Origin of the sequence: Massilicoli timonensis (assembly GCF_900199515.1) — a bacterium.
Taxonomy (GTDB): domain Bacteria; phylum Bacillota_I; class Bacilli_A; order Erysipelotrichales; family Erysipelotrichaceae; genus Massilicoli; species Massilicoli timonensis.
This window is the reverse complement of sequence record NZ_LT963434.1, coordinates 441,027-465,447: the sequence shown is the minus strand read 5'-3', so window position 1 is coordinate 465,447 and position 24,421 is coordinate 441,027. Positions and strand designations below refer to the sequence as shown.

Annotated in this window: 24 protein-coding genes and 2 pseudogenes; 23 read left to right on the top strand and 3 right to left on the bottom strand. The window is 45.3% G+C overall.

The genetic code is table 11. The annotated features are described in order from the left end of the window. Window positions 1-25: 25 nt before the first annotated feature. The 16 genes from C1712_RS04360 (at window position 26) to C1712_RS04285 (ending at window position 17,746) form a co-directional block, all read left to right on the top strand. Window positions 26-1,402: a UDP-N-acetylmuramoyl-tripeptide--D-alanyl-D-alanine ligase gene (locus C1712_RS04360; RefSeq protein ID WP_102267148.1), complete on the top strand. Its 1,377-nt coding sequence runs from the start codon at window positions 26-28 to the stop codon at window positions 1,400-1,402. A gap of 1 nt (window position 1,403) precedes the next feature. Then, window positions 1,404-2,474, top strand: a complete 1,071-nt coding sequence (locus C1712_RS04355; protein ID WP_102267146.1) for a D-alanine--D-alanine ligase family protein — start codon at window positions 1,404-1,406, stop codon at window positions 2,472-2,474. Window positions 2,475-2,491: 17 nt separating this feature from the next. Beyond that, entirely contained in the window at window positions 2,492-3,649 is a 1,158-nt protein-coding gene (alr, locus tag C1712_RS04350; RefSeq protein WP_245858056.1) for an alanine racemase, read from the top strand. Between the two features lie 10 nt (window positions 3,650-3,659). Continuing rightward, window positions 3,660-4,844: a helix-turn-helix domain-containing protein gene (locus C1712_RS04345; protein WP_102267144.1), complete on the top strand. Its 1,185-nt coding sequence runs from the start codon at window positions 3,660-3,662 to the stop codon at window positions 4,842-4,844. 102 nt (window positions 4,845-4,946) lie between these two features. Then, entirely contained in the window at window positions 4,947-6,170 is a 1,224-nt protein-coding gene (locus C1712_RS04340; protein WP_102267142.1) for an MFS transporter, read from the top strand. Window positions 6,171-6,533: 363 nt separating this feature from the next. Further along, window positions 6,534-8,192, top strand: coding sequence for an NAD(P)/FAD-dependent oxidoreductase (locus C1712_RS04335; RefSeq protein ID WP_245858055.1), 1,659 nt, complete (start codon window positions 6,534-6,536; stop codon window positions 8,190-8,192). Window positions 8,193-8,414: 222 nt separating this feature from the next. Continuing rightward, on the top strand, window positions 8,415-9,713 hold the full coding sequence (locus C1712_RS04330; protein WP_102267140.1) for an immunoglobulin-like domain-containing protein: 1,299 nt from the start codon (window positions 8,415-8,417) through the stop codon (window positions 9,711-9,713). Between the two features lie 160 nt (window positions 9,714-9,873). Next, on the top strand, window positions 9,874-10,620 hold the full coding sequence (locus C1712_RS04325; protein ID WP_102267138.1) for a dihydroorotate dehydrogenase electron transfer subunit: 747 nt from the start codon (window positions 9,874-9,876) through the stop codon (window positions 10,618-10,620). Beyond that, window positions 10,620-11,534, top strand: coding sequence for a dihydroorotate dehydrogenase (locus C1712_RS04320; RefSeq protein WP_102269740.1), 915 nt, complete (start codon window positions 10,620-10,622; stop codon window positions 11,532-11,534). The genes C1712_RS04325 and C1712_RS04320 overlap by 1 nt, the downstream gene beginning before the upstream one ends. Then, complete coding sequence (gene pyrF, locus C1712_RS04315; RefSeq protein WP_102267136.1) at window positions 11,527-12,237, top strand: orotidine-5'-phosphate decarboxylase; 711 nt, start codon at window positions 11,527-11,529, stop codon at window positions 12,235-12,237. The genes C1712_RS04320 and pyrF overlap by 8 nt, the downstream gene beginning before the upstream one ends. A 1-nt stretch (window position 12,238) precedes the next feature. Continuing rightward, entirely contained in the window at window positions 12,239-12,877 is a 639-nt protein-coding gene (pyrE, locus tag C1712_RS04310; RefSeq protein ID WP_102267134.1) for an orotate phosphoribosyltransferase, read from the top strand. A 384-nt stretch (window positions 12,878-13,261) separates the two neighbouring features. Further along, on the top strand, window positions 13,262-14,206 hold the full coding sequence (locus C1712_RS04305; RefSeq protein ID WP_219718836.1) for a methyltransferase: 945 nt from the start codon (window positions 13,262-13,264) through the stop codon (window positions 14,204-14,206). A 170-nt stretch (window positions 14,207-14,376) separates the two neighbouring features. Further along, complete coding sequence (locus C1712_RS04300; protein ID WP_102267133.1) at window positions 14,377-14,961, top strand: hypothetical protein; 585 nt, start codon at window positions 14,377-14,379, stop codon at window positions 14,959-14,961. An 11-nt stretch (window positions 14,962-14,972) separates the two neighbouring features. Continuing rightward, entirely contained in the window at window positions 14,973-16,463 is a 1,491-nt protein-coding gene (gene glpK, locus C1712_RS04295; protein WP_102267131.1) for a glycerol kinase GlpK, read from the top strand. After that, window positions 16,457-16,951 carry a nitroreductase family protein gene (locus C1712_RS04290; protein ID WP_102267129.1) on the top strand — a complete coding sequence of 165 codons (495 nt, stop codon included), beginning with the start codon at window positions 16,457-16,459 and terminating at the stop codon, window positions 16,949-16,951. The genes glpK and C1712_RS04290 overlap by 7 nt, the downstream gene beginning before the upstream one ends. Before the next feature lie 111 nt (window positions 16,952-17,062). Next, entirely contained in the window at window positions 17,063-17,746 is a 684-nt protein-coding gene (locus C1712_RS04285; protein WP_102267127.1) for a phosphoribosylaminoimidazolesuccinocarboxamide synthase, read from the top strand. A gap of 169 nt (window positions 17,747-17,915) precedes the next feature. Here C1712_RS04285 and C1712_RS04280 read toward each other — a convergent pair whose 3' ends face one another. Next, a complete protein-coding gene (locus C1712_RS04280) occupies window positions 17,916-18,899 on the bottom strand; it encodes a hypothetical protein (protein ID WP_180963071.1) in 984 nt (327 codons plus the stop codon). 4 nt (window positions 18,900-18,903) lie between these two features. Continuing rightward, on the bottom strand, window positions 18,904-19,080 hold the full coding sequence (locus C1712_RS12630; protein WP_180963070.1) for a hypothetical protein: 177 nt from the start codon (window positions 19,078-19,080) through the stop codon (window positions 18,904-18,906). Between the two features lie 347 nt (window positions 19,081-19,427). Here C1712_RS12630 and C1712_RS04275 point away from each other — a divergent pair, with 347 nt between their 5' ends. Next, window positions 19,428-20,372, top strand: coding sequence for a hypothetical protein (locus tag C1712_RS04275; protein ID WP_102267124.1), 945 nt, complete (start codon window positions 19,428-19,430; stop codon window positions 20,370-20,372). A gap of 43 nt (window positions 20,373-20,415) precedes the next feature. Here C1712_RS04275 and sigK read toward each other — a convergent pair whose 3' ends face one another. Further along, on the bottom strand, window positions 20,416-21,129 hold the full coding sequence (gene sigK / locus C1712_RS04270) for an RNA polymerase sporulation sigma factor SigK (RefSeq protein ID WP_102267122.1): 714 nt from the start codon (window positions 21,127-21,129) through the stop codon (window positions 20,416-20,418). Window positions 21,130-21,221: 92 nt separating this feature from the next. On the opposite strand from sigK, the pseudogene C1712_RS13200 reads away from it, so the two are divergent. The 6 genes and pseudogenes from C1712_RS13200 to C1712_RS04245 form a co-directional block, all read left to right on the top strand. Continuing rightward, window positions 21,222-21,353, top strand: a pseudogene (locus C1712_RS13200) (hypothetical protein); the annotation flags it as partial. A 240-nt stretch (window positions 21,354-21,593) separates the two neighbouring features. After that, a pseudogene (locus tag C1712_RS13195) lies at window positions 21,594-21,740 on the top strand (DapH/DapD/GlmU-related protein); the annotation flags it as partial. Between the two features lie 108 nt (window positions 21,741-21,848). Then, window positions 21,849-22,454: an HdeD family acid-resistance protein gene (locus C1712_RS04260; RefSeq protein ID WP_102267118.1), complete on the top strand. Its 606-nt coding sequence runs from the start codon at window positions 21,849-21,851 to the stop codon at window positions 22,452-22,454. Between the two features lie 66 nt (window positions 22,455-22,520). After that, complete coding sequence (locus C1712_RS04255) at window positions 22,521-23,072, top strand: YqeG family HAD IIIA-type phosphatase (RefSeq protein ID WP_102267116.1); 552 nt, start codon at window positions 22,521-22,523, stop codon at window positions 23,070-23,072. Continuing rightward, window positions 23,053-24,135 carry a GTPase gene (locus C1712_RS04250; RefSeq protein ID WP_102267114.1) on the top strand — a complete coding sequence of 361 codons (1,083 nt, stop codon included), beginning with the start codon at window positions 23,053-23,055 and terminating at the stop codon, window positions 24,133-24,135. The genes C1712_RS04255 and C1712_RS04250 overlap by 20 nt, the downstream gene beginning before the upstream one ends. Further along, the gene (locus C1712_RS04245; RefSeq protein WP_102267113.1) at window positions 24,135-24,419 is read left to right on the top strand and encodes a YhbY family RNA-binding protein; all 285 of its coding nucleotides are present in this window, start codon (window positions 24,135-24,137) and stop codon (window positions 24,417-24,419) included. The genes C1712_RS04250 and C1712_RS04245 overlap by 1 nt, the downstream gene beginning before the upstream one ends. Window positions 24,420-24,421 lie beyond the last annotated feature (2 nt).

Here is a 24,421-nt window from a genome sequence, read left to right as displayed (position 1 = left end):
CCGAAATATCGGAAAGGATGAAACAATGATTACAAGAAGCTTAGAAGCGATCATTCGCATGTTGGATGCGGACTATATAGAACAGGGGAATATGAATGTACAGATCAAGGGGGTCTGCATCGACAGCCGTAAAGCAGTTGCGGGAAATCTGTATGTGCCGCTCATCGGGGCCAGGGCAGATGGTCATGCGTTTGTCAAAGAGGCGATTCAAGGGGGTGTGGCAGCAACGCTTTGGAAACGAGATGTACCCAATCCGCCCGCTGATATTCCGGTACTCATCGTCGATGATACGTTAGACGCATTGCAGCGTTTGGCAAAGGCGTATCGCGAGCAGTTGTCATGCCGCATCATCGGTATTACCGGCAGCAATGGGAAAACGAGCACGAAGGATATTGCGGCATCGATCCTTTCACAAACCTATCGCACCTATAAAACGCTGGGCAATCAAAATAATGAGATCGGCGTACCGCTCACTTTGCTTGCCTTAGCGGACGATGCGCAGGCAGCCGTCGTGGAGATGGGCATCGAAACGATGGATGAAATGGATCTGCTGAGTGAAATGGTACAGCCGGATATTGCGATCATCACCAATATCGGTGAAGCGCATTTGGTCAATATGGGATCAAAGGAAAATATCGCCATTGCCAAGTGCAAGATCGTAAAGGCGATGAAGCCAAAAGGGCTGTTGATCTATAACGGCGATCAAAAGGTGCTGCGGGATGCGGTGGCAAGGCTGGAACGGGATGACATCGAGCTGGCAACCTTTGGGATCCAGCCGGGAAATGATTTACAGATCACGGCGTTGGCGACATCTATGGATCATATTTCCTTCAGCATCAATCAGGAAGCACAGCGCTATGAACTGGACATGATCGGGGCACACAATGCCTGCAATGCGGCGGCGGCGATGTTAGCGGGATTTGCTTTGGGCATGTGTGATGAAGCAATCCAGCGTGGATTAAACCACGTAGAAAAAACCGGTCTGCGCAATGAGGTGATGCAGATCGGGGAAATGCTCGTATTGAATGATTCTTATAAATCCAATCCGCAAAGCGTGGAAGCGGCGCTGGATACTTTTGATACGATACAGGCGCCTTATAAGATCGTCGTGTTAGGCGATATGTTAGATCTTGGCGAAGAGGAGATCATGATCCATTATCACTGTGGCAAAGAACTGGCAAAGCATGCGGTCGATGAGGTGCTGACATATGGCGAATTAAGCGCATTTCTTTGTCAGGGGGCAAGCAATGCCTTGTCCTGCCCATGCTTTCATTTTACGACGCATGCGGAACTGATCGAATATTTGAAGCCTTATTTGAAAAAAACGTGTGCGATGCTGATCAAAGGGTCAAGAGGCATGCATTTAGATGAAGTGGTAGAAGCATTGAAAGGAAGTAAGTAGTGTGAAAAAATTAAAATTGGCAATTATTTTCGGCGGGCAGTCCAGCGAATATCCGGTTTCGCTGCACTCGGTCGGTTCATTGATCCATAATCTGGATATGGAGCGCTATGAACCGCTTTATGTCGGTATTACCCAAACCGGGAAATGGTACTATTACGGCGGTGATGTCGAAGCGATCGAGCATGATCGCTGGCAGGAGCATGAAAGTGTATGTGAGATGATCTTGTCGCCTTCTGCGGGCGATGGCTTTTTGAAAGTGTTAGCGGACGGCACGCTCGAGCGGGTACAGGTAGACTGTATTTTCCCAGTGCTTCATGGTAAAAACGGAGAGGACGGCACGATCCAGGGACTGTTTGAATTAAGCGGGATCCCTTACGTGGGATGCGGCCATATGGCAAGCGCTCTGATCATGGATAAAGAGATGACGCACATCATTGCGGAAGCGAACGGGATTCCCTGCGCTCCTTATCTGTGCGTGCGAAAAAGCAGCGCCCTCGATCTAAAAAAGGTATATGAAGAAGCAAAAGAAAAGCTGGGACTGCCGATCTTTATGAAGCCGGCCAATGCCGGCAGCAGCTTCGGTATTCATAAGGCGAGCACCTTTGCGGAATTTGTGAGCGGCATGGAAGATGCGATGAAGCATGATGGACGCGGGAAAGTCATTTTGGAAAAGACCATTGAAGGTTTTGAGATCGGTACGGCGGTCATGGGCAATGATCCGGACGACTTGATCATCGGAAGCGTCGATGAAATTGAAACAAGCGCGCCGTTTTTCGACTACGAAGGTAAATACAATATGGTGGATTCGGCAATTTATTGTCCGGCCCGCATCAGCAAAGAGCTAAGCGAACAGGCAAAACAGTTGGCTTTGGCGACATATCGGGCATTAAACTGCCGCGGTCTTACCCGTATCGATCTGTTTGTAACAAAGGATGAGCAGATCATTTTGAATGAAGCGAATACGATACCCGGATTTACGGCTACCAGCCGCTATCCGTCGATGATGAAAGACATCGGTATCAGTTTTACGGATTTATTAAATCGTCTGATTGCTTACGCAATGGAAAAATAAGAGTGGAAAGGATCGTGATGAAGATGCTGGAAGATACTTCTCGGGCATGGGTGCTCGTTCACTTGGACGCACTTCGCCACAATGTGGAAGAGGTACGGCGATTGTTGCCGGAAAAGACCAATCTGATCGTGGTCGTAAAAGCGAATATGTATGGCTTGGGAGCAGTGCGCTGTGTAAAAGAGTTTCAGAAGATGGGAATTGATTTTTTTGCGGTTTCCAGCATAGATGAAGCATTACAGCTGAGGGAAAACGGTATTTATGACGATATCTTGATCTTAGGCTATACCCCGCCGGTGCATTTTCATTATCTGATCGAATATGATCTGATCCAAACACTGCTTTCTTATGAATATGCAGTGGAATTAGACGCTTATGCGAAAACCCAAAATGCGTATGTACGATGCAATGCCAAAGCGGATACAGGCATGGGCAGAGTCGGTGTGCGCTGTGTGGAAAATGACTATCACATTGAAGAACTGATCAAGATATATCAGTTGACCAATTTGAAGGTGGAAGGGATGTTTTCGCATTTTTCGGTATCGGATGAGGTGGAAGATGAAAAACAGATCCTTTATACGAATCAGCAGATCAAACAGTTTGAACAGGTGGAGCAGGACTTGCGCAATGCAGGGATCGATCCCGGCTATCTGCATCTGCAAAACAGCTTAGGCATCATCAATTATCCGCAGCTATGCTACGACTTTGCCAGACCGGGCATTATTTTATGTGGCGTGAGCAGCGATGAAAATATGCCGATGCGCCAACAGATCGACTTATGGCCGGTATTGGAGCTAAAGGCCAATGTGAGCCGGGTCAAAGAGGTGCCGGCACATGCCAGCATCAGCTATGGACGTAATTTTGAAACGGATAAGCCAAGCAGGATCGCAACGGTGTCCATCGGCTATGCGGACGGCTATTCCCGCAATCTCAATGGACTTGCCCGGGTGCTGATTCATGGCGAATATGCCCCGGTGGTCGGCAATATCTGCATGGATCAGTGTATGATCGATGTGACGCACATTCCTGATGTAAAAGAAGGCGATGTGGTCACTTTGGTAGGAAAAGACGGTGATCGCGCACTTTCCTTAGATGAGATGAGCCATCATCTGAAAACGATCAACAATGCAACGCTTTGTCTGTTTTCCGCCAGATTGCCGCGGATCTATGTAAAGTAGAGGACTGGCAATGAAAGAATTGATCGGTGCACTCATCCGCCGTGAACGGATCCGCCGCCATTATTCACAAAGCGGATTATGCCGGGGAATCTGTGCGGTATCATATTTATCGAAGATCGAATTAGGACAGACAGAAGCATCAAAGGAAATCATCAAGCTGCTGTTTGAACGGCTGGGATTGTCCTATGAAACAGATGAGGTGTTTCTCAAACAGGCAAAAGCAAAAAAGGACTTGCTTTATGAAGCCTTATATGATCTGAATGAAGATCTGTTTGTAAAAGAACTGGAATGGATGAAGCAGGCTGAAAAGCGTTTGCTTGCATCTTGTTATGCGATTGACTATCGGTTGTTTTTGTTATATGAAAACGTGGTCGTTCTTGATCATGATAAACTTGATGAAGCGGGTTTAGAGGAATTAAAAGATTTTTGCAATGATATGGAAGTGGAACAGTATGCGCTTTATCTTTGCTTAAGCGGTTGGCAGAAGCAGGAGGAGTCCTGTTTTCGCAAAGCGATGAAACTGTATCCGAATGCCCTGCTTTTTTTCTTCTATGGCGCATGGCTGGCTGAAAAAGGCTATTATGTCAAAAGCTTGGCACAGCTGGATCATGCTTATGCGCTGGCATTACAGGAATGTAAACTGCATTTGGCTTTGAAAGCAAAGTATCATCTGGCAATGGCTTATACCAACTTAGAGGAAAGCATGATGCTGGAAAGCTTTCGTCAATGCATCGCTTTGGCGAATCAGCTGTCAATGGCGCACTATGTCGATATGGCATACTATAATATCGCCGCTTATTATCTGGAACAGGGACAAGCCGAGGAAGCGCTGCGCCATTTGGAAAAGTGCGGGCATCGCGATGGCTTTTATTACCATAAATATGCCTGTATTATGGAAAAGCTGGGGCGCTTGGAAGAAGCCAAGGGTGCAGTCGAACAAGGACTGGAATCGATCGGCGATATCTGGATCGATCGGCAGATGCTGGAAGTGGTACACTATCGTTTGACGCATCCCGACTATAAAAGCGATCCGCTTTATATCGAGCAGTTACTGGAGCTGTTCGCCCAGCTGCAAAAGCAGCGTCCAAAAGGCTATGTCATCTTTCATCTGCAATATGTGTTAGAGGTGCTGGAGGCCCAGCGCAAATACAAGGAAGCCTATTCGCTGTTGAAGAAATTTTCCTATATTTCTTAGAAAATTAGTGCTAAGATACTGTTTTGAGTAATAATTATCTCTAAAACAGTATCTTTTTTTCGCTTTATTCGCTGTGCTATACTGAAAGCGGGAGGTGTGAACATGAAAAAAGGGTTATGGACAAAAAACTTTACGATCATTACCATCGGTACGATCATTTCTTCGATCGGCGGGGTTGCGATGAATTTTGCTTTGTCCTTTGTCGTGTTTGACAACAGCGGCTCTACTTTGCTGATGGGAATCTACTCAGCGCTCTCGCTGATTCCAACAGTCGTTTTGCCGATCGTTATCGCTCCGTATTTGGATCGCTATAAACGCAAGCCGTTTATCGTCGGACTGGATTTTTTGAACGGTCTGCTTTATTTAGGTTTTGCTTTCCTCATTTCCAAGATCGGTTTTGTGTTTGGCGTATATCTGGCTTTTTCTTTGACAACGGCGACGATCGGTACCATTTATCAGCAGGCATATACGAGCTATTATCCGAATCTGATTCCGAAAGGGTTTGCGCAGAAAGGCTATACGGTGTCTTCCATGATCTATCCGACTGTCAATGTCGTGATCACACCGCTTGCCAGTTATCTTTATACCCAGATGGGGATTGAATTTATCATGGTGTTTGAAGGGATCATGCTGTTAGTGGCATCGTTATTTGAAGCGATGATCGACTATCGGGAAACGCAGCATGGTAGCGGCCGATTTGATTTGCAGGCGTACCGGGAGCAGTTTCGCGCAGGCTGGCAGTTTTTGAAAAAAGAAAAGGGCTTGCAGAAAATTTATGCGTATATGCCGATCATGCAGGGGCTGAGCGAAGGCAGCAGCAGTTTGATCATCGCCTATTTTCAAACGACGCCGGGACTTGGCATTACGCTGTATTCACTGTTTACCATAGCGGAATTTTTAGGGAGATCGATCGGCGGAATCGTGCATTACCGCTATGAAATTCCCGCAAAGAAACGGTTCCGCTTTGCCTGTATCGTTTACTATGTTTATCCGCTGATGGACGCGCTGCTATTGTGGCTTGCTTATCCGCTGATGCTGCTTAATCGCAGTATCTGCGGCTTTTTGGGCATCAATTCCGCCACCTTAAGAGAAAGCAGCGTACAAAACTATATGCCGGATGAAAACCGAGCAAAACTCAATGCGTTCTTTCATGTCGCTTATTCACTGGTATCCATGTTTTGTCGCTTTACTGCCGGCGCGCTCGGTGAAATACTGGATTATCGTTTTTGTTTAATGCTGTTTGCGGCGATCGAAATTTTTTCCTGTACTTGGATCATATACCGCAATCAAGAGCTGGTAAAGCCGATCTACAATCAGAACTACTAGAAATGACAAAAGATCTTAATAGATGGGAAGCAAGTGTTTTATGAAGAATAGGAGCCGGCAAATACTTCGCCGCTCTTTTTCATTTAGAAGGGAAATCGCATACGCAGGACTTCTGCTAATGAAATTAAAAAAATTTGGTCAATCGAAGATAGAGTATGTTAAAATAAGTGGGCGATGTATGAGAATTGGGTTATGATCATGACATTATGAAAGAGCTGAATATAAAAACGTAATGACTGCGCAGATAAAGAGGAAATGAACAGTGATCAGGTTTCATTTGCACATGACGGCAATTAAAAAATATCGATCCTATTCGATCAAAACAACGCTGAAAGGATCTCATCAAACAAAGGCGGTGATATGATGGTAAAAATAAGTGAATTAAAACTGCGTTTAGAGGAAGTGTCAAACGAGCAGGAGGCGCTGTATCAAGCGGTTGCGAAGCGATTGGGTGTAAAACGTACAGCGCTTAATGATTTGATCATTACTAAAAAAAGCATTGATGCACGGCGCAGACATGAAATTTGGTTTCACTATCAGATTTTGGTTACCTGTGAGGATGCCAAAGCATTGAGAAAAAATCGCAAGGGCGTTTCTTTTGAAGAAGCGCCGCAGCTGCTCTCCATGACAAGCGGTGATGCGAAATTGCGAAACAGACCGATCATCATCGGCTTTGGTCCGGCGGGAATGTTTGCGGGCCTGCTTTTGGCAAAGCATGGCTATTGTCCTTTGATCTTGGAACGAGGAATGGACGTAGATACAAGAAGTGAACAGGTCAAGCGTTTTTGGGAGAGCGGGGAACTAGATGAAAACAGCAATGTGCAGTTTGGGGAAGGCGGTGCCGGTACGTTTTCCGATGGGAAATTGACTGCCCGCAGCAAAGATGCACGCATGGCGCATGTATTGTTGGAACTGATCGCACACGGCGCGCCGCAGTCGATCCTGTATGATGCGCATCCCCACATCGGTACAGACCGGTTAAAGGGAATCGTAAAGGCCATCCGCGAGGACATCATCGCACATGGCGGTGAAGTGCGCTTTGGGGCGAAAGTAAGCGATATGAGAACACAGAATGGTCGTGTGTCGGCGCTTTGTGTGAATGAGGAGTGGATTTGCTGTGATCAAGTCATCATGGCGATCGGTCATAGTGCGCGCGATACTTTTCAAATGTTAAAGAAGCGAGATGTGGCATTAGAAGCCAAGCCGTTCGCAGTCGGCATGCGCATTGAACATCCCCAGTCGCTGATCGATGAAAGCCAGTATCATGAATTTGCACATGATCCGGCGCTGGGCCGGGCGAGTTATCGCCTGACCCATCAGGCGTCTACCGGAAAGGGCGTTTATACCTTTTGTATGTGTCCGGGCGGTTATGTCGTGCCGGCTGCCTCAAATGAAAAACAAGTGGTAGTCAATGGCATGAGTGAATATGCGCGAGATGGCGCCAATGCCAACAGTGCAGTGCTGGTGCAGGTGAATGAGAGCGATTATGGCAGCGGTGTATTTGCCGGCATGCATTATCAGGAAGAATTGGAAAAGAAAGCCTATCAGTTAGGCGGCGGTCATTTTCATGCGCCGGTGCAGCTGGCAAAAGATTATTTGGCAGATTGTCCTTCGACCGCTTTTGGAAAAGTAAGGCCGACCTATGCCCGCGGCACTTGTTTTGCGCCGTTAAAAGAGCTGTTTTCCGATGTCATCAATCAATCGTTAAAAGAGGGACTATTGGCATTTGAACGGAAAATTCCCGGTTTCGTATCAGAAGACGCATTGCTATGCGCGGTGGAAAGCCGCAGCAGTTCTCCGATCCGCATCTTACGCGATCAAAATCATCAAAGCCTTTCTTATCCGAATTTATACCCATGTGGGGAAGGCGCAGGCTATGCGGGCGGGATCATATCCAGTGCGATCGACGGAGTTCGCTGTGCACAGAAGATCATTGAAACATTCGCGCCGCTTCAGGAACGATCTGAAAAGAGAAAAGAGGAAAATACGAAAAGAAAGAGAAAAGAATATTATTGTCGATGATGTAATCCTGCTCTTAAACGCAGTTTTGTTTGGCTTGGAGGCACTTGATACCGAAGCATTGGAAATCGTCGCCGGCATATCCGTGCTGTGCATGCTTGCGCATGTCTGCTGGTACTGTAAAAAAATAGAAAAGGAAGATCAGTAATGCTTTTTTCTTAACACGTTATTTTAACTGACATATCGAAGAAGCGATCGTCATATAGTATAGCGGAGTGTGAAAGCATGAGCAAAAAATGCAAGATCATCGTTTACAGCATTGCCGCTTCGATCATTGCGCTGATCGTGCTCGGCCTTGTCAAACTGATCTTTTTCAGCGGCATCTTTTGGCCGATGATTTCCTTAAAAGGCGATGAAACGATGAAATGGCAGATCCATGAAGCTTGGAAAGAACCCGGCTATGAAGCGCAGTTTCGCTTCCAAGATCATCCCGAAGCAGTTGATGTCAACACGACGCTCAATGTCGATCGCTTCGGCACTTATGAGATTCGCTATTGCTATGAAGGCAAACACTGTAAAGTGCGTACAGTAGAAGTTGTCGATGAAAAAGCGCCGCTCATCACCTTAGAAGGCGACAGTGAGATCCGCATATTTGAAAATGAAACGTGGCAGGAGCCGGGCTATCTTGCCGTGGATGATCATGACAAAGACATCAGCGATCAGGTCAAGGTCAAAGGTGAGGTCGATACTGATAAGATCGGTACTTATAAGCTGTCTTATGTGGTGGAAGATCAAAGCGGCAACAAAGCCAGTGCGATGCGTTATGTGGAAGTGTGCGAAGATCCGACCCGCATGAAGCTGCACTATCAGTTCGATGAATATGATAATACGATGGAAGAGTGGTGGATCCATAAAAGCGAGGATCATAAACGCAATACTGCCGCAAAAGACCGCGACTTTTTGGCCCAATATGACGCTTACTACATCGGTGAAGATGAGAAAGTGATTTATCTGACGTTTGATGAAGGCGGAAACAATGAAACATATATCAAAGAGATCGTGGATGTCTTAAATGCCCATGATGTGCAGGCAACCTTCTTTTTCACGCTGAACTATGTCCGCGATCATCCGGACTTCATGAGGGAATTGCTGAATGAGGGACATCTGATCGCCAATCACACGTATCATCACTATGATATGCCGCTGCTGGCACAGGAAGAAACGATCGATCGCTTTGTAAGCGAGATCACGGAATTTGAAAAGACCTATATGCAGGTAACCGGTAAAAAGGCGGAAAAGATCTTTCGTTTCCCAAAAGGAGCGATGAGCGAGCGTTCCTTGAAGATCATGCAGGCACTCGGCTATCGCACTTATTTCTGGAGCCATGCATTTTATGATTATGGACCGACGATCAGCAAGCAGGAAGCCCTGACTTCGATGATGGAGCACTATCATAATGGAGCGATCTATCTGCTGCATCCTTCTAATAAAGGCAATTATCTGGCAATCGCGGATTTTATCGAGGCAATGCAGGAGGAAGGCTATCGCTTTGGGTTAGTAAATGAGATCGGCAGCGGAAATTGAAAAAGAGGTTGTAATATTTAAGAATTGTGATACAATAAGCAGTGGAAAAAGAGGACCTTTAACGTGATCCAGAGAGATCAAGAAGGCTTGGATATTTTGACCTGATTAGACAAAAGGCCCGCTTAGAAGGCCTTTTTTTCTATGAGGAAGGAGGAATATCATGCAGGAAACGATGGGCTTGATCATAAGCAATGAGCAGATTGCCGATGCGACCTACCGCATGAAGATCAAGGCTTCGATCACCGAGGCGATGACGCCTGGACAGTTTGTGAACATTAAGGTAAAGGAACATCTGTTGAGAAGACCGATCAGCATCGCATCGATTGAGGAAGACACTTTTGTGATCGTATATCGCATAGTAGGCGATGGTACGAGAATACTAAGCGAAATGAAAAAAGGAGAAATGATCGATCTGTTTGGCCCGCTGGGGAACGGTTATCCGATTCATGAGGAACAAAAGGACGTGCTGCTATTAGGAGGGGGCATTGGCGTGCCGCCTTTATATGAGGTTGCGAAGCGTTATCGAGCATTGGGCAAGACGGTCTATGTCGCTTTGGGCTTTGATCGCAAAGGCAGTGTTTTCTTTGAACGGGAATTTAGGAAACTCGGCTGCCAGGTTGTCGTTGCGACGATGGATGGCAGTTATGGTACGAAAGGAACGGTGCTGGATGCGGTCGAGAAAGCAAAGATCGATGTGGATTTTGTTTACAGCTGCGGTCCGATGGCAATGTTAAAAGCCATAGAGGCACGTTATCAGAAAGGTTATACCTCTTTTGAAGCACGCATGGCATGCGGGATCGGCGCCTGTATGGCATGTGTATGCAAGGATCGTGAAGATGGCAAGCTGTATCATCGCATCTGTAAGGAAGGTCCGGTATTTGCGATCGGAAAGGTGGGATTTGCATGATCGATCTGTCAGTGAATTTGCCGGGGCTGCATTTGAAGAACCCGATCATTCCGGCAAGCGGCTGTTTTGGATTCGGCCGTGAATTTGCGCAGTTGTATGATTTGAGTTTATTAGGCGGGATCGCGATCAAAAGCGCAACGCCGGATCAGCGCTTTGGGAATGAACTGCCGCGGGTAGCGGAAACGCCGATGGGCATGTTAAATGCGATCGGTTTACAAAATCCCGGGGTGGACGTCATCATTGAAAAAGAACTGCCGTGGCTGGCGCAATATGATGTTGAGATCATGGCGAATATTGCCGGCGCATGTGAGGAAGACTATGTGGAAGTCGTAAAGAAATTAAACGATCATCCAACGGTCAAAGCGTTTGAATTAAACATCAGCTGTCCCAATGTCAAGCATGGCGGTATCGGACTGGGAACAAGAGCGGAGCTGGCGGCAAAGGTAACGGCAATGGTAAAGGCCGCTGCGAAAAAACCGGTTTATGTGAAGCTATCGCCGAATGTTACGGATATCGTGGAAATAGCCAAGGCGGTGGAGCAGGCGGGGGCCGACGGCTTGGTGCTGATCAATACGCTGTTGGGCATGCGTTTAGACTTACATAGCGGCAAACCGATCCTGGCTAATAAGACCGGCGGATTGAGCGGACCGGCGATCAAACCGGTTGCCATTCGCATGGTGTATCAAGTGGCGCAGGCGGTGAAGATCCCGATCATCGGGGTTGGCGGCATCAGCTGTGCGGAGGATGTGCTGGAGTTTTTATATGCGGGCGCCAGTGCGGTGGAAATCGGCATGATGAATTTTGTGGATCCTTATATCTGTCCAAAGATCATAGAGGAACTGCCGAAAGTATTAGCAAAATATGGATTGGAAAGCGTTGCGCAGGCAACCGGAAGGAGTCATCGAAATGGATAAGAAAACAATTGTGGCATTAGACTTTTCTACGCGTAAAGAAGTATATGAATTTTTATTAAAGTTTCATGAGCCGATCTACTGCAAGATCGGTATGGAGCTGACTTACTCGTTTGGATTTGAGATCGTGCGGGAAGTGAAAGCGATGGGGCATCATATTTTCCTTGATCTGAAGCTGCATGATATTCCTAATACGGTCAAACAGGCGATGAAGAATCTGGCAAAGCTGGATGTCGATATTGTCAATGTGCATGCGGCCGGCGGCAGTGCGATGATGAAAGCGGCGGTGGAAGGCTTAAATGAAGGCGCTAAGGAAAACAACGGCAAACGTCCTCTTTGTATCGCCGTTACCCAGTTGACCTCTACCAGCAAAGAGGCGATGAACAATGAGTTGAAGATTCCCGGAGAAGTACAGGATGTCGTGATCGACTATGCAAAGCTGGTAAAAGAGAGCGGATTAGACGGGGTCGTTTGTTCCGTGCATGAGGCAAAAGCGATCCATGAAGCCTGCGGCTCTGACTTTCTGACCGTTACGCCGGGTATTCGTATGGCCAGTGATTCGGTAGATGATCAAAAGCGTGTGGCGACTCCGGCTTATGCGAAGGAGCAGGGCTGTGATTATATCGTGGTCGGACGTTCGATTACCAAGAGCAGCGATCCGCTTGCGACTTATCATGAGATCGAGAATACGATGGAGGGTAAATAAGATGGATTTTGAAAAAGTAATAGCAGAGAATTTATTGGAGATCAAAGCAGTATCCCTGCGCCCCAATGAACCATATGTATGGGCAAGCGGCATCAAGAGCCCGATTTATTGTGATAATCGTTTCGTATTGTCTTTTCCGCAGAAACGCGATGTCGTGGTAGCGGGCTTCAAGGCATTGATCGAAAAAGCCTATCCGCAGGCAGAAAGCATCATGGGGACGGCGACAGCGGGAATTCCATGGGCAGCGCTGGTAGCATCCGCCATGAATAAACCGATGGGGTATGTACGTGCCAGCAACAAAGATCATGGCAAAGGCAATAAGATCGAAGGACAGGTGCATGAGGGAATGAAGGTCGTCGTGATCGAAGATCTGATTTCAACCGGCGGCAGCGTCAAAGGCGTTGTGGAAGCCTTGCGGGATGCCGGTGTGGAAGTGCTGGGGGTCGTGGCGATCTTTACTTATTTATTGCCGGCGGCAGAGGAATTGTTTTCAAGCATTCACTGTGAATGTCGTACCCTTTCCAACTATGATGTACTGGTGGAAGCCGCTTTGGAACACCATTACATCAAGGACAGTGATCTGGAAAAACTGAAGGCATGGAAACGCGATCCGCACGATGAAAGCTGGATCGAGCGATAGGCTGTTTGCTTATTCTTTACCCGTTTGATAGAAGCGGGTATTTTATTTTACGGCAGGCAAGAAGAAAAAAACAGGCGAATACAGACTTGATGAGAGATGTGCCGTTATAGGAAACAGCGATCATTTTTCACATAAGTATTTTCTTTTTTACACATTTACGCTAAAATGACGATAAAAGCAGGTGATAGAATGGAAGCAAAAGAAGCTTTGCACAGCATGATCCTAGACCAATGTCAAAAGATCGTTTTTTCAAACGGGAATGCGGATACACGATTTCGCCGCATTACCATCACACAGGGGTAAAACGCTTATCAGGCGGAAAAACTGACGCAGAAGCAGGCGTTTCATGAAACGATCGCCGCCAAGGATCTGCTTTCTGTCTGCATGACTTATCTGGACATGGGGTTTCGGCAGGTGAACGGATTTTCGTCAAACAGTGAACATGCGCTAAAGATCAGCAAAAAGAAGCAGGTGTTTTATCGTAAGAAAGCCCATCTTGATAAGCCGTTGCCGCTTATTGCGAAAAACAATCGTAAAAAGCATTATTTGATCGAAGAAGGCACCATCGTGCCGGCGCTAGTCGATATGGGGATCTTTAGTGCAGAGGGGAAAGTGATCCATGCGATGTATGACAAATTTCGTCAGATCAATAAATTCATCGAAATCATTGATGATGTGATCCGCAAGTTGGATCAGCCAAGCTATCAGATCATTGATTTTGGCTGTGGAAAGTCCTATCTGACGTTTTTGGTTTACTATTATCTGGTTGAAGTCAAAAAGTGCAAGGTGGAGATGGTCGGTTTAGATCTGAAAGCGGATGTCATTGAGAAATGCAATGAGAGCGCCAAACGCTATGGCTATGATCATCTGCATTTTGAGGTGGGAGATATTGCCAAATATCAGCGCAAAGGCACGATCGATCTGGTCATTTCTTTACACGCGTGTGATACGGCAACCGATCATGCCCTTTATCATGCGATCTGTTGGAACGCCAAAGCAATCCTTTCTGTACCGTGCTGTCAGCATGAATTAAACGCGCAGTTGCAAAGCGAGCAGTTAGCGATCTTTCAGCGCTATGGCATTATCCGGGAGCGCAGCGCAGCCTTGATGACAGATATGATCAGAGCGAATCTGCTTCAGGCATGCGGCTATAAGACGCAGGTATTGGAGTTTGTGGATCTGACACATACGCCGAAAAATTTACTGATCCGTGCGGTAAAAAGCAATCTAAGCAAAACGCATCGAGATAAAGTGATGCAGGAGGCAGAAGCACTGATGAAATGTTTTCATCTGTCTCCGACATTGTATCGACTGTTAAAGGACGAGTGATCGTCTTTTTTTCGTGTTATAAAAGATAGTAAGGTTTTGCTTCCTGGATGTTCTCAATGAGAGGCATTTGTGATGTCATAGGATGAAGCGATGCGTATGCGCTTACAATTATGCGTGTGTTCTGCTTGAAAGTTTGGTATAATAAAGAAAAACAGAATCGGAGGTGGCGCATGAAAAAAGTGATAGGAATCATGATGCTGGTGCTTCTTTGCGGGTGCAGCATGGCAGGGGATCATCTAACTAGCGAGCAGTATGATGAGGTAACGTTGGCACGTTATGAGGAAAGCGCCTCCTTGACGCTTTATGAAGGAGAAAATTTTGAAGCGAAGCTGGTCTTGTTTGATCGCTATGTCAATGAAGACAATGAATTATATTATGAATGTCGGATCTTGATCAAGCCGTTAATGGAGATGAACGGCAAAGACTTACAGGTGCAGCTAAAACCAAATGAAGCGCAGGAACGTTATTACAGTGCCGATCAAAGCCAGCGCATGTTTCAGACGATGCACTATCCGATCAAGAAAACAGCGGATCAGTATGACTGTATTGAATTTATGTATCGGCTCGGCAGTCATGGTTTTTTAGAAATGCAGCAGGCACAATGGGAAGAAGCGATGAATGAGATCTCATTGGAATTAAGCTATGGTGCGGTTAAGGAAACGATCACATTTGCATGTGAGCCGGTTACGACTTATTCTAAAAACGAGGAGAATATCAGCGCTGTTTTGTATTACGGTGTGATTCGGGAAGAGTAAAGGAGACGTTTATGGACAAATACATTTTGGCAATCGATCAGGGAACGACCAGCACCAGAGCGATCATCTTCGATCAGGAAAGCAATTTGATCGCCATTGCACAGAAAGAACTGACGATGCTTTATCCTCATCCCGGCTGGGTGGAGCAAAGTGCCAATGAGCTGTGGGCAAGCGTGGTCAGTGTGATTTCGGAGGTGCTGGCCAAGGCGAATCTGAAAGCCGGCAATATTGCGGCAATCGGTATTACCAATCAGCGTGAAACGACGATTCTTTGGGAAAAGCAAAGTGGATTGCCGATCGATCATGCGATCGTTTGGCAGTCTAAACAAAGCGATCATTACGTTCAAAAGTTGAAAGAGCAGGGGCTGGAGGGATGGATCCAGAAAAAAAGCGGTCTGCGCCTTGACCCTTACTTTTCCGCAAGCAAGATTCGCTTTCTATTGGATAAACATCATTTGCAAAAGGAAGCGGAAGAAGGAAAGATCTTATTTGGTACGGTCGATTCTTTTCTGGTGTGGAAATTAACCGGCGGGAAGTGCCATATCAGCGATGTATCAAATGCGTCGCGCACGATGCTTATGAATTTGGAAACACTGGATTATGATGATGAACTGTTAAAACTTTGGCAGATCCCTCGGGCGATGCTGCCGAAGATCTGCGATACTTCTGCTGTTTATGGATACAGCGATCCTTCCTTATTCGGTGAGCCGATTGCGATCGGCGCAGTGGCAGGAGATCAGCAGGCCGCATTGTTTGGGCAGACCTGCTTTGAAAAAGGCATGATCAAAAACACGTATGGAACCGGCTGTTTTCTGTTAATGAATACGAAAGAACAGATCATTCATTCACAAAACGGCTTGATCAGCAGCGTCGGCTGGAAGATCAAAGAGGAAGTCGATTACGTATTGGAAGGCAGTGTCTTTGTGGCAGGTGCGGCGGTGCAGTGGCTGCGTGATGGCTTAAAGATCATTGACGATGCGGCACAGTCGGAAGTCAAGGCGACATCGATCAAAAGCAGTGAAGGTGTCTATGTCGTGCCGGCGTTCAGCGGTTTAGGCGCTCCTTATTGGAAACCACAGGTAAAGGGGGCGATCTTTGGTATGAGCAGAGGCACGAAGCAAGCACATCTGATTCGGGCAACGCTGGAAGCGCTGGCTTATCAGACCTATGATGTCGTTGCGGCAATGCAGCGGGATTCCGGTATTTCACTTGAGCGTTTACAGGTGGATGGCGGGGCAAGCCGCAATCGTTTTCTCATGCAGTTTCAAAGCGATATCTTAAACTGTGTCGTCGAGCGTTCCTTCATCAGTGAAACGACGGCGCTTGGCGCTGCTTATCTAGCCGGCTTGGCAGTTGGCTATTGGAAGGACAAGAAAGCGATTCGTGCCAACTTTAAGGTGGGCGCTTCTTATGTACCGCAAATGAGCGAGGAAGAAAGAAAGGAGAGTTTAGCGGGTTGGGAAAAAGCCATTCGCTCCGCTATGTATTTTGAATCATGTTAAAAGAAATCGAAAAACGAAGAAGCATCCGTAAATTTAATAAAGAGGCAGTGAAACAGGAAACATTGGAAGTGCTGTTGCGCAGTGCGATGCAGGCACCGACGGCGATGAACAAGCAGACATGGCGCTTTCTGGTATTACAAAAGCGGGAAGATCTGGATGTGCTTCCTTCTTTGCATCCTTATGCCAATATGATGAAAAGTGCCGGCGCCGCCATCATCGTAATGGGGGATCGCACCTTGAACAGCGATCCGTATCTGTACTGCGACGCGTCTGTGGCCATCATGAATATTTTGTTGGAAGCGACGCATTTGGGACTGGGATCCTGCTGGTGTGCGATCGCTCCTTCAAAGGAACGTATTGACGCTTTCAGCAATTATTTTGCTTTATCAAAGGAACTGTTGCCGATTGCGGTGATCGCACTGGGGGAAGGGATGGAAAGCAAGGGCTTCGAGGATCGCTATGATCCTGCGAAAGTACAGTGGCGTTAAGCTTTTTTCATGGGATCGCTTGCATAAAAAAATATAAAAAAAATATCGTATCGTCCTTATTTTGTGATAGAATATAAGTGCTTTTGAAAAAAGTAAAAATGGAGGGTACTTATGAAAAAAGTGTATGAAGGTAAAACGAAGAATGTGTATGAGCTGGAAAACGGAAACGTCATGCTGGAATTCAAAGATGACTGCACCGGCAAGGACGGCGTTTTCGATCCAGGTGAAAACAGTGTTGGGTTAACGATCGAAGGAATCGGAAAAGCCAATCTGGAAACTTCTATCCACTTCTTTGAACTGTTGAAAGAAGCCGGTATCAAGACCCATTATGTGAGTGCGGACATCGAACATGCGACAATGGAAGTGCTGCCTGCCAAAGTGTTTGGAAAGGGCTTGGAAGTTATTTGTCGTTTGGTCGCGACCGGCAGTTTCATTCGCCGCTACGGTGATTATATGAAAGATGGCACGGTGTTAGAAGGCGGTTATGTGGAAGCAACATTGAAAGATGATGCGAAAGGCGATCCGCTGATTACCAAAGAAGGATTGGTAGCACTGGGCATTATGAGTGCGGACATGTTTGAAAGCATGAAAGAACAGACATTAAAGATCACAAAGATCGTTGCGCAGGATCTGAAAGCAAAAGGACTGGATCTGTATGACATCAAATTTGAATTCGGGTACAACAATGATGAAGTCATTTTGATCGATGAAATTGCTTCCGGCAATATGCGTGTTTATAAAGACGGTAAGATCGTCGATCCGATGGAACTGACAAAACTGATCTTAGCGAAATAATAAGATAAAGAAAAAACGTACAGTCGCTTGTGACTGTGCGTTTTCATTTATGATCATCATTCATAAAGATGACTGAATATATATTTCTATAACGGTGTATTACTTTGATTTTTGATTTACAAACATTGTTTCGCCAAAGAATCATTCTTTTTCAACCACCCCGCTTTGGCTAATGAAACATCTCTTCTAATAGCTCTTTTAATGATTGATTGCCTTGCAGATATTCTGTTTTATAAAAGTATACTTGATTATCTTTTAATATCAACGCAATTTCAGTTTCATGCGAATAGAATAAAACACCGCTGCCGCCGTTTACCAAGATTTCTTCTGTCTGTTTCAGTCTTTTATGATAGATCGCACAGGCATCGTCAAATTCCTTTTTGCTTTCTGTTTCATCGGCATACTGCGTGATTTCGGTATGAATCATTTGTTCTTTTTCTTCATTTTTTAACTTGGTGTTATCCCATACCGTATAAAGATTATCGCTTTCACTGTAATGCAATGAAACCTCATTTTGATCACATGATGTTCGTTTAGCATGTATTCCGAAATCAGATAGGGTAATAACATATGGATGATCTAAACAAACTGCATGTTCTTTGACTGCAGGATGTTCGATCAGTTGCACAATATAAAGTGCAAATAGAATGCCTACTGCCCAGAAAAGTCCTCGATTGAACCACAAACGATAGGTTGTCAATTTTCCTTTTACAAACTGCAATCGAATTGAAAATAATACGATCAAAGAAATGATTGTTCCGATCAATATCCGTTGCCCTATGATTCCATGCATGATCATCAAAATAAACAGGCAGATGCAGAAAGAAAGATATAATAGATTACGCAGCCATACTAGTTTTTCTAAGTAAATTGTTTGTTTCTTATGAATGATTTTGTTATATAACAGAATACCTTGCCATATAAACAGTATAATTCCTAATACCGAGAACACATATGATAGAGCGTTTATATCTCCGTTTGTGAACAGATAAATACAACTTGATATGAATATGATCAAAGAAGCAAGCAGAAACAAAGCAACATCTAAATAGTGGCTCGCAAACGCAGCTTCAAAAGGAATAATTTTATGGTCGATATGAAATCGCCATGTAGATATGCGTTCTTCTGATTTCATATCCGATTCATAACCCAAACCATCAAAATTCTTTCTTGGCGTTACATAATAGTTGTACTGTTTTTTTTTGTGATTTTTCAAATGCGAAAAGCGGCTCACATGCAAATTTCAGACAATAGCCTTTCTCTAACATATGATTTAGATAAGTTTCTAAGTAATGATCATCTAATTTAGAAAGGAATAACAGTCTCCATTTCATAAATGTACCTCTCTTTCATATACGATTTTTCTAATTTCCTATTATTGTATTTGTAATTCTATAAGTGATGATCACAATATCTTTCTTCACTTATAATATAGCATGTTCTTAATTGTGATGCAACGGGATCCATGAGCTCTTCTGAAAGCGATTTATCTAAAACGATCTTCATTGGTAATGGGCTAGTTACTTCGGTTTAATGTTGCCAATGATCATTAAGAAATACTGCCGAATTTATATTTGATCTTCCTACTCAACGATATTGATTTTCTATCTTCGGAGATAATGTTTAATTTTATGATATAATAAAATTAAGAAGAATCCTATCAAAAGAGGGAGGGAGCATAATGAGAAAAATCATGTTTGTTTTCATGATCGGTTGCCTGCTTTGCGCCTGTTCGGGCACAAAAGAAAAAGAGAAGGAAAAAATGGTCCTTCCCGTAATTGAAACGATAACAGAATTAGAAGACCGAAAGCCGCAGGATCCTGTCATCATCAGTGATGATCTATTTCAAAAACATCAAAAAAGCCTTTCCACGCTTTTACAAGATCAACTGTTCTTTGTAGTTGGGAAGTATGATTATGATACGTTAAAAGAAGAGGGAATGCTTGTAGCGGACTGGTATGACATCAATTTGAAACAGTATGATATGATCGCAGTCTACTTTCAGGATCAAAAACCATCGATCCATCATCTCATACGGATTGAAGAATGCGAAGTAAACTATGTGATGCAGATGTTGAAAGAGATCAAAAAGCTGAATTACGATATGCTTTATCTCAGTGATCTCAAGCATGGACAAGCGCTTACGCTGCATTTAGAACAGTATCAGGAAAGTACGATTACCCAAGGAGATTGTATTCGCTACATCGTACTTGGCATACAAAGCGATGGAAAGATGCACGGAGATATGAGCTTGGATGTGCATAGTGCCGAGCACGGGGTCAAAGAGCAGCAGTTTGCGGGCAATCGAAAAGATAAAATGAATGAAACAGAGGATCTTATCGCGGTGGAAGATGAAACAGATCCTACTCGGACAATGATGCTGACTCGTACACGTTCCTTGTCGTTTCCGATTACTTTGATCTACAATATGGGGTCGCCGATCCATATCGAATACCGGATTCACAAGCAGCCAAACTATACAGAATGCGTCAATGTGATCGGAAAGGTCGTTCGATATGATCGCGCTTTGATTCCATATGAAGTTTCGATCGAGGAATTGCGCGGCAGATATGCGGCATGGGAAAATATCCGTTTTACTATGCAATTATTTACAGATACGAAATAATCAAAAAAATAAACGTACAGGCAGATAAGTCCTGTACGTTTTTCTACCGCTCTTCGTTTTGATATGGCGCTTCCTCCTGGGCGAAGCAGCGGTATAATTTCATTAACGCGCGCTTTTCGATCCGCGATACATAGCTTCTGGAAATATGCAGCTCTTTGGCGATCTCACGCTGTGTCTGCTCTTGCATTCCCATTAGTCCAAATCGTTTAGAAATGATTTCCAGTTCCCGCTCATCTAATGTACCTAAATATGTTTGCAGTTTTTTGGTATTTCGAGCCAATAGCATCGTATCGACAACACTTCTGGTCGGCGGTGCAGCGAGTGCGTCAAGCAAAGTGATCTCGCTGCCGTCTTTGTCTGTGGCAATCGGTTCATTTAAGGAAAGCGTTTGAAAATAATGCTTGGAGCTGCGCAGGTACATCAAGATCTCGTTTTCAATGCAGCGGGAAGCATAAGTGGTGAGCTTTTTGCCTTTTTCCGGCTTAAAGGAATCAATGGCTTTGATCAGGCCGATCGTGCCGATGCTGATCAGATCCTCGCTTTGCTCTTTCTTGATGTCATATTTTTTGGCGATATGCGCGACCAAACGCAGATTATGTTCAATGAGCCGATCGCGGCAGATACTGTCATGGGCAAGCAAACCTTCGATACATTTTGCCTCCTCTGCCTTTGAGAGCGGCTGCTTAAAAGAACTACTGCGAATATAGCCAAGCAGACAAAGCGCCTGTGAAAATAATTCTATGATCGTAGAAAACATCCTATCACCCTTTTCTATCCTATGTAAAAATACAAGGAAATATGTTAGAATGGGGAAGCGTAAAAAAACATTGTATTGAATAGGAGAGCGTTATGAAAGCAAATGAGATCAAACCCGGCGTTCTATATCATGCCTATGATGAAGAACTGCTGGAGCAGCGAAAAAAAGTACAGGAGGCCTTGAAGCAGATGAAACAGGGAGAGGAGCAGCAGGTATTGAAAGAGCTGCTTGGGAGCTGGCATGATGATTGTGAGATGTGTGTGCCTTTTCATTTTGACTATGGTGAAAATATTTTTGTCGGTCATCGTTTCCATGCGAATTTTAATGCGGTGTTTCTGGATGAGGCGAGGATCACGTTTGGTGATGATTGTCTGATCGGTCCTAACTGCGGTTTTTATACAGCTTCTCATCCTCTTGACAGTGCGCTGCGCGATCAGATGCTAGAGACCTGTGCGCCGATTACCGTCGGTTCACATGTCTGGTTTGGGGGAAACTGTGTGGTGCTTGGCGGGGTAACGATCGGGGATCATGCGGTGATCGGCGCCGGCAGCGTCGTAACGAAAGACATTCCGCCTTATGCGCTGGCATATGGAAATCCCTGCCGGGTAATCAGGATGTTCGCTTCTGTCAAAGCGGAAGAACGGTAAAAATATATGGAATTTATCATTTCAAAGTAAAGTGAAAACGTGTATAATGAAATTAGAATTGAGGTGGCAGTTATGGAAATCCATACTAGAGAAGTGCATGTAAGCAATGTGGTCTTGGCGCTGCTGTTTGTATTGGCAGGCGGCGTATTGCTGTTTTGGCCGTTAAAGGCGATGACGATCTGTTGCCAGTTTATCGGCAGTATCATCGTTTTTTATGGACTGACCCGCTTTTACATGTATTATAAACAGTATCATGAAGGAAGCTATGCGGTATCACTTAATTTAGTGGTGGGACTTTTGACGACGGCAGGCGGTTTATTTGTGTTTTTCCGTCCGAATGAGGTCATTCGCTTATTTCCTTATTTAGCAGGTTTGACCTTGCTTTTACAGGCAGTGATCAAGGTCCAGCAGGGACTTGAGATCAGACATGTCGGTTTTACGACATGGAAAGGGGTCATGATCATGGCTTTGATCAATGTGATTGCCGGGATCGTATTGCTGTTTAATCCATTTGAAGCGGTGGAAGTAACGCTGCGGGTGATCGCGCTGTTTCTGTTATATGAAGGCATCAGCGAATGTTGGTCGCTGTATCAGTTGAGCAAGGCGGGACGTTTTCAAGAACCAAGCCGAGATCGAATTGAAAACGCATCTTATGATTTGATCGATGTCGATGAATGAAACTGTGGAAAACACAGTTTTCTTTTACGAAAAGATGGCAGATCAAAAAGGGATATGATAAAATAAATGCGTTTCATGGAGGTCAGTATGTGGAATCTATTTGTACCGGATGCGTATATCGGCGATCTGATGATGTTTGATCAGGTCGCATTATCAAAGCAGCGGGTAATTGCCTGTGATATCGACAATACGCTGATCGCACACGATGTCGATGTGGCGGATGAGCGGGCAAAGCGTTTTTTAGCGTATTTGCAGGAACGGGGGTTTCAGGTCATTTTAGTTTCCAATAATCGTAAGGCAAGGGTTGCGCGCTTTGCGCAGAGCGTATCGCTTCCTTATGTGGCGTTTGCGAAAAAACCGCTGCCCTTTGTCTTCCATCAAATCAAAAAAAAGATGCACTGTCAGATGGATGAGATCGTACTCATCGGCGATCAGCTTTTGACGGATGTGCTGGGAGCGAAGCTGGCGCATGTATTTGTGGTGCTGTGTGATCCGGCGGTGAAGCGTGATCTGGTTTATACGAAATGTAACCGGCAGATCGAAAAATGGATCTGTGCGAGATTAGCGAAGAAACAGTTGTTTCATAAAGGAGAATATTATGGAAAAAAGAATTTGTAAGGGATGCGGCGCTTTGCTTCAAAACGAGGATCCGACGGCGCTGGGCTATGCCCCGGATATTACTAAACCATATTGCAAGCGATGCTTTCGCATTCGCCATTATGATGATGTGGTAATCGAAATGAAACAGGGAATCGATCCGCATTTAGTATTAAGCAAGATTGCGGCTTTGGACGCGCTGGTGCTTTGGGTGGTCGATGTATTTGATTTCGAGGCGAATATCGTGAAGGGGATGAACCGCCATCTGCAGGGGAAAGATATTGTTATGGTCGTAACGAAACGAGATCTTTTGCCACATACGCTCAGCAATGAGAAACTGGCGCGCTTTATCATGAGTCGCTTAAAGGCGTATGACATCAGCGTACAGGGCATTGTGGTATGCGGCGATCTGGTCAAGCATGCGTTTGCGGATGATAATGATTCCCTGGCTTCTTTGAAAGAAGCGATCGCTTATCATCGAAAGGGGCGCGACGTGGTCGTGATGGGCATGGCGAATGCGGGAAAAAGCACTCTGCTGAATGCACTGCTACAAAGCAAAGAACTGACGACCTCGCTGCATCCCGGCACGACCTTAGATCTCAATCCGATCAAGGTAGGAGAATATCTTTTATATGATACGCCGGGCTTAACCCGCAATGATTCTTTTTTGACGCATATCCACGAAGGCGATCTGAAAACGATCGTTCCGCTTGCCGCATTGAAGGCGCGGATCTATCAGTTGAAGGATGATCAAAGCTTTGCGGTCGGAGGACTTTGTCGATTGGATATCAGCGGGGTGAAAAAGGCGACCTGCGTCGGTTATTTTGCGCAAGGCTTATCGCTGCATCGGGGGAAATTAAGCAATGCGGATGCGCTATGGGAAAAGCATTACGGAGCGTTATTAAAGCCGATTTTAAGTGAAGATCAAAAGGATATGGCTTGTTATACGATTCATCAAAGCGATCAGAAGATCGACGTGGTCATTCACGGGCTGGGCTGGTTTTGTATCAGCGGTGATTTTGCGGATATTCGCGTTTGGGTGCCGAAGCAGATCGGTGTAACCTTCAGGGAGGCGATTTTATAATGTTGACGAATAAACAGAAAAAAACACTGCGGGCGATGGCACAAAGTCAAAGAGCCATCATGCAGGTTGGCAAGGACGGACTTGGGAGCAACAGTGTCAAAACTTTGGCAGATGCATTGGAAGCGCATGAATTAGTAAAGATCACACTGTTAAAGACTTGTCCGATCGACGTAAACGAGGCAGCTGCTTATTTATGCGCACAGGCAAATTGTGAATTGGTGCAGAAGATCGGCAAGACGTTGGTGTTTTATCGTCGATCTAAGAAAGCAAAACTGGAGATCTGAAG

Coding starts and splice junctions, on each gene's coding strand:
- C1712_RS04335 (WP_245858055.1), top strand. CDS start 6,534: ATGGTAAAAATAAGTGAATTAAAACTGCGTTTAGAGGAAGTGTCAAAC.
- C1712_RS04325 (WP_102267138.1), top strand. CDS start 9,874: ATGCAGGAAACGATGGGCTTGATCATAAGCAATGAGCAGATTGCCGAT.
- C1712_RS04330 (WP_102267140.1), top strand. CDS start 8,415: ATGAGCAAAAAATGCAAGATCATCGTTTACAGCATTGCCGCTTCGATC.
- C1712_RS04245 (WP_102267113.1), top strand. CDS start 24,135: ATGTTGACGAATAAACAGAAAAAAACACTGCGGGCGATGGCACAAAGT.
- pyrE (WP_102267134.1), top strand. CDS start 12,239: ATGGATTTTGAAAAAGTAATAGCAGAGAATTTATTGGAGATCAAAGCA.
- C1712_RS04360 (WP_102267148.1), top strand. CDS start 26: ATGATTACAAGAAGCTTAGAAGCGATCATTCGCATGTTGGATGCGGAC.
- sigK (WP_102267122.1), bottom strand. CDS start 21,129: ATGTTTTCTACGATCATAGAATTATTTTCACAGGCGCTTTGTCTGCTT.
- pyrF (WP_102267136.1), top strand. CDS start 11,527: ATGGATAAGAAAACAATTGTGGCATTAGACTTTTCTACGCGTAAAGAA.
- C1712_RS04250 (WP_102267114.1), top strand. CDS start 23,053: ATGGAAAAAAGAATTTGTAAGGGATGCGGCGCTTTGCTTCAAAACGAG.
- glpK (WP_102267131.1), top strand. CDS start 14,973: ATGGACAAATACATTTTGGCAATCGATCAGGGAACGACCAGCACCAGA.
- alr (WP_245858056.1), top strand. CDS start 2,492: ATGAAGATGCTGGAAGATACTTCTCGGGCATGGGTGCTCGTTCACTTG.
- C1712_RS04285 (WP_102267127.1), top strand. CDS start 17,063: ATGAAAAAAGTGTATGAAGGTAAAACGAAGAATGTGTATGAGCTGGAA.
- C1712_RS04345 (WP_102267144.1), top strand. CDS start 3,660: ATGAAAGAATTGATCGGTGCACTCATCCGCCGTGAACGGATCCGCCGC.
- C1712_RS04340 (WP_102267142.1), top strand. CDS start 4,947: ATGAAAAAAGGGTTATGGACAAAAAACTTTACGATCATTACCATCGGT.
- C1712_RS12630 (WP_180963070.1), bottom strand. CDS start 19,080: ATGAAATGGAGACTGTTATTCCTTTCTAAATTAGATGATCATTACTTA.
- C1712_RS04300 (WP_102267133.1), top strand. CDS start 14,377: ATGAAAAAAGTGATAGGAATCATGATGCTGGTGCTTCTTTGCGGGTGC.
- C1712_RS04260 (WP_102267118.1), top strand. CDS start 21,849: ATGGAAATCCATACTAGAGAAGTGCATGTAAGCAATGTGGTCTTGGCG.
- C1712_RS04275 (WP_102267124.1), top strand. CDS start 19,428: ATGAGAAAAATCATGTTTGTTTTCATGATCGGTTGCCTGCTTTGCGCC.
- C1712_RS04305 (WP_219718836.1), top strand. CDS start 13,262: ATGACTTATCTGGACATGGGGTTTCGGCAGGTGAACGGATTTTCGTCA.
- C1712_RS04290 (WP_102267129.1), top strand. CDS start 16,457: ATGTTAAAAGAAATCGAAAAACGAAGAAGCATCCGTAAATTTAATAAA.
- C1712_RS04255 (WP_102267116.1), top strand. CDS start 22,521: ATGCGTTTCATGGAGGTCAGTATGTGGAATCTATTTGTACCGGATGCG.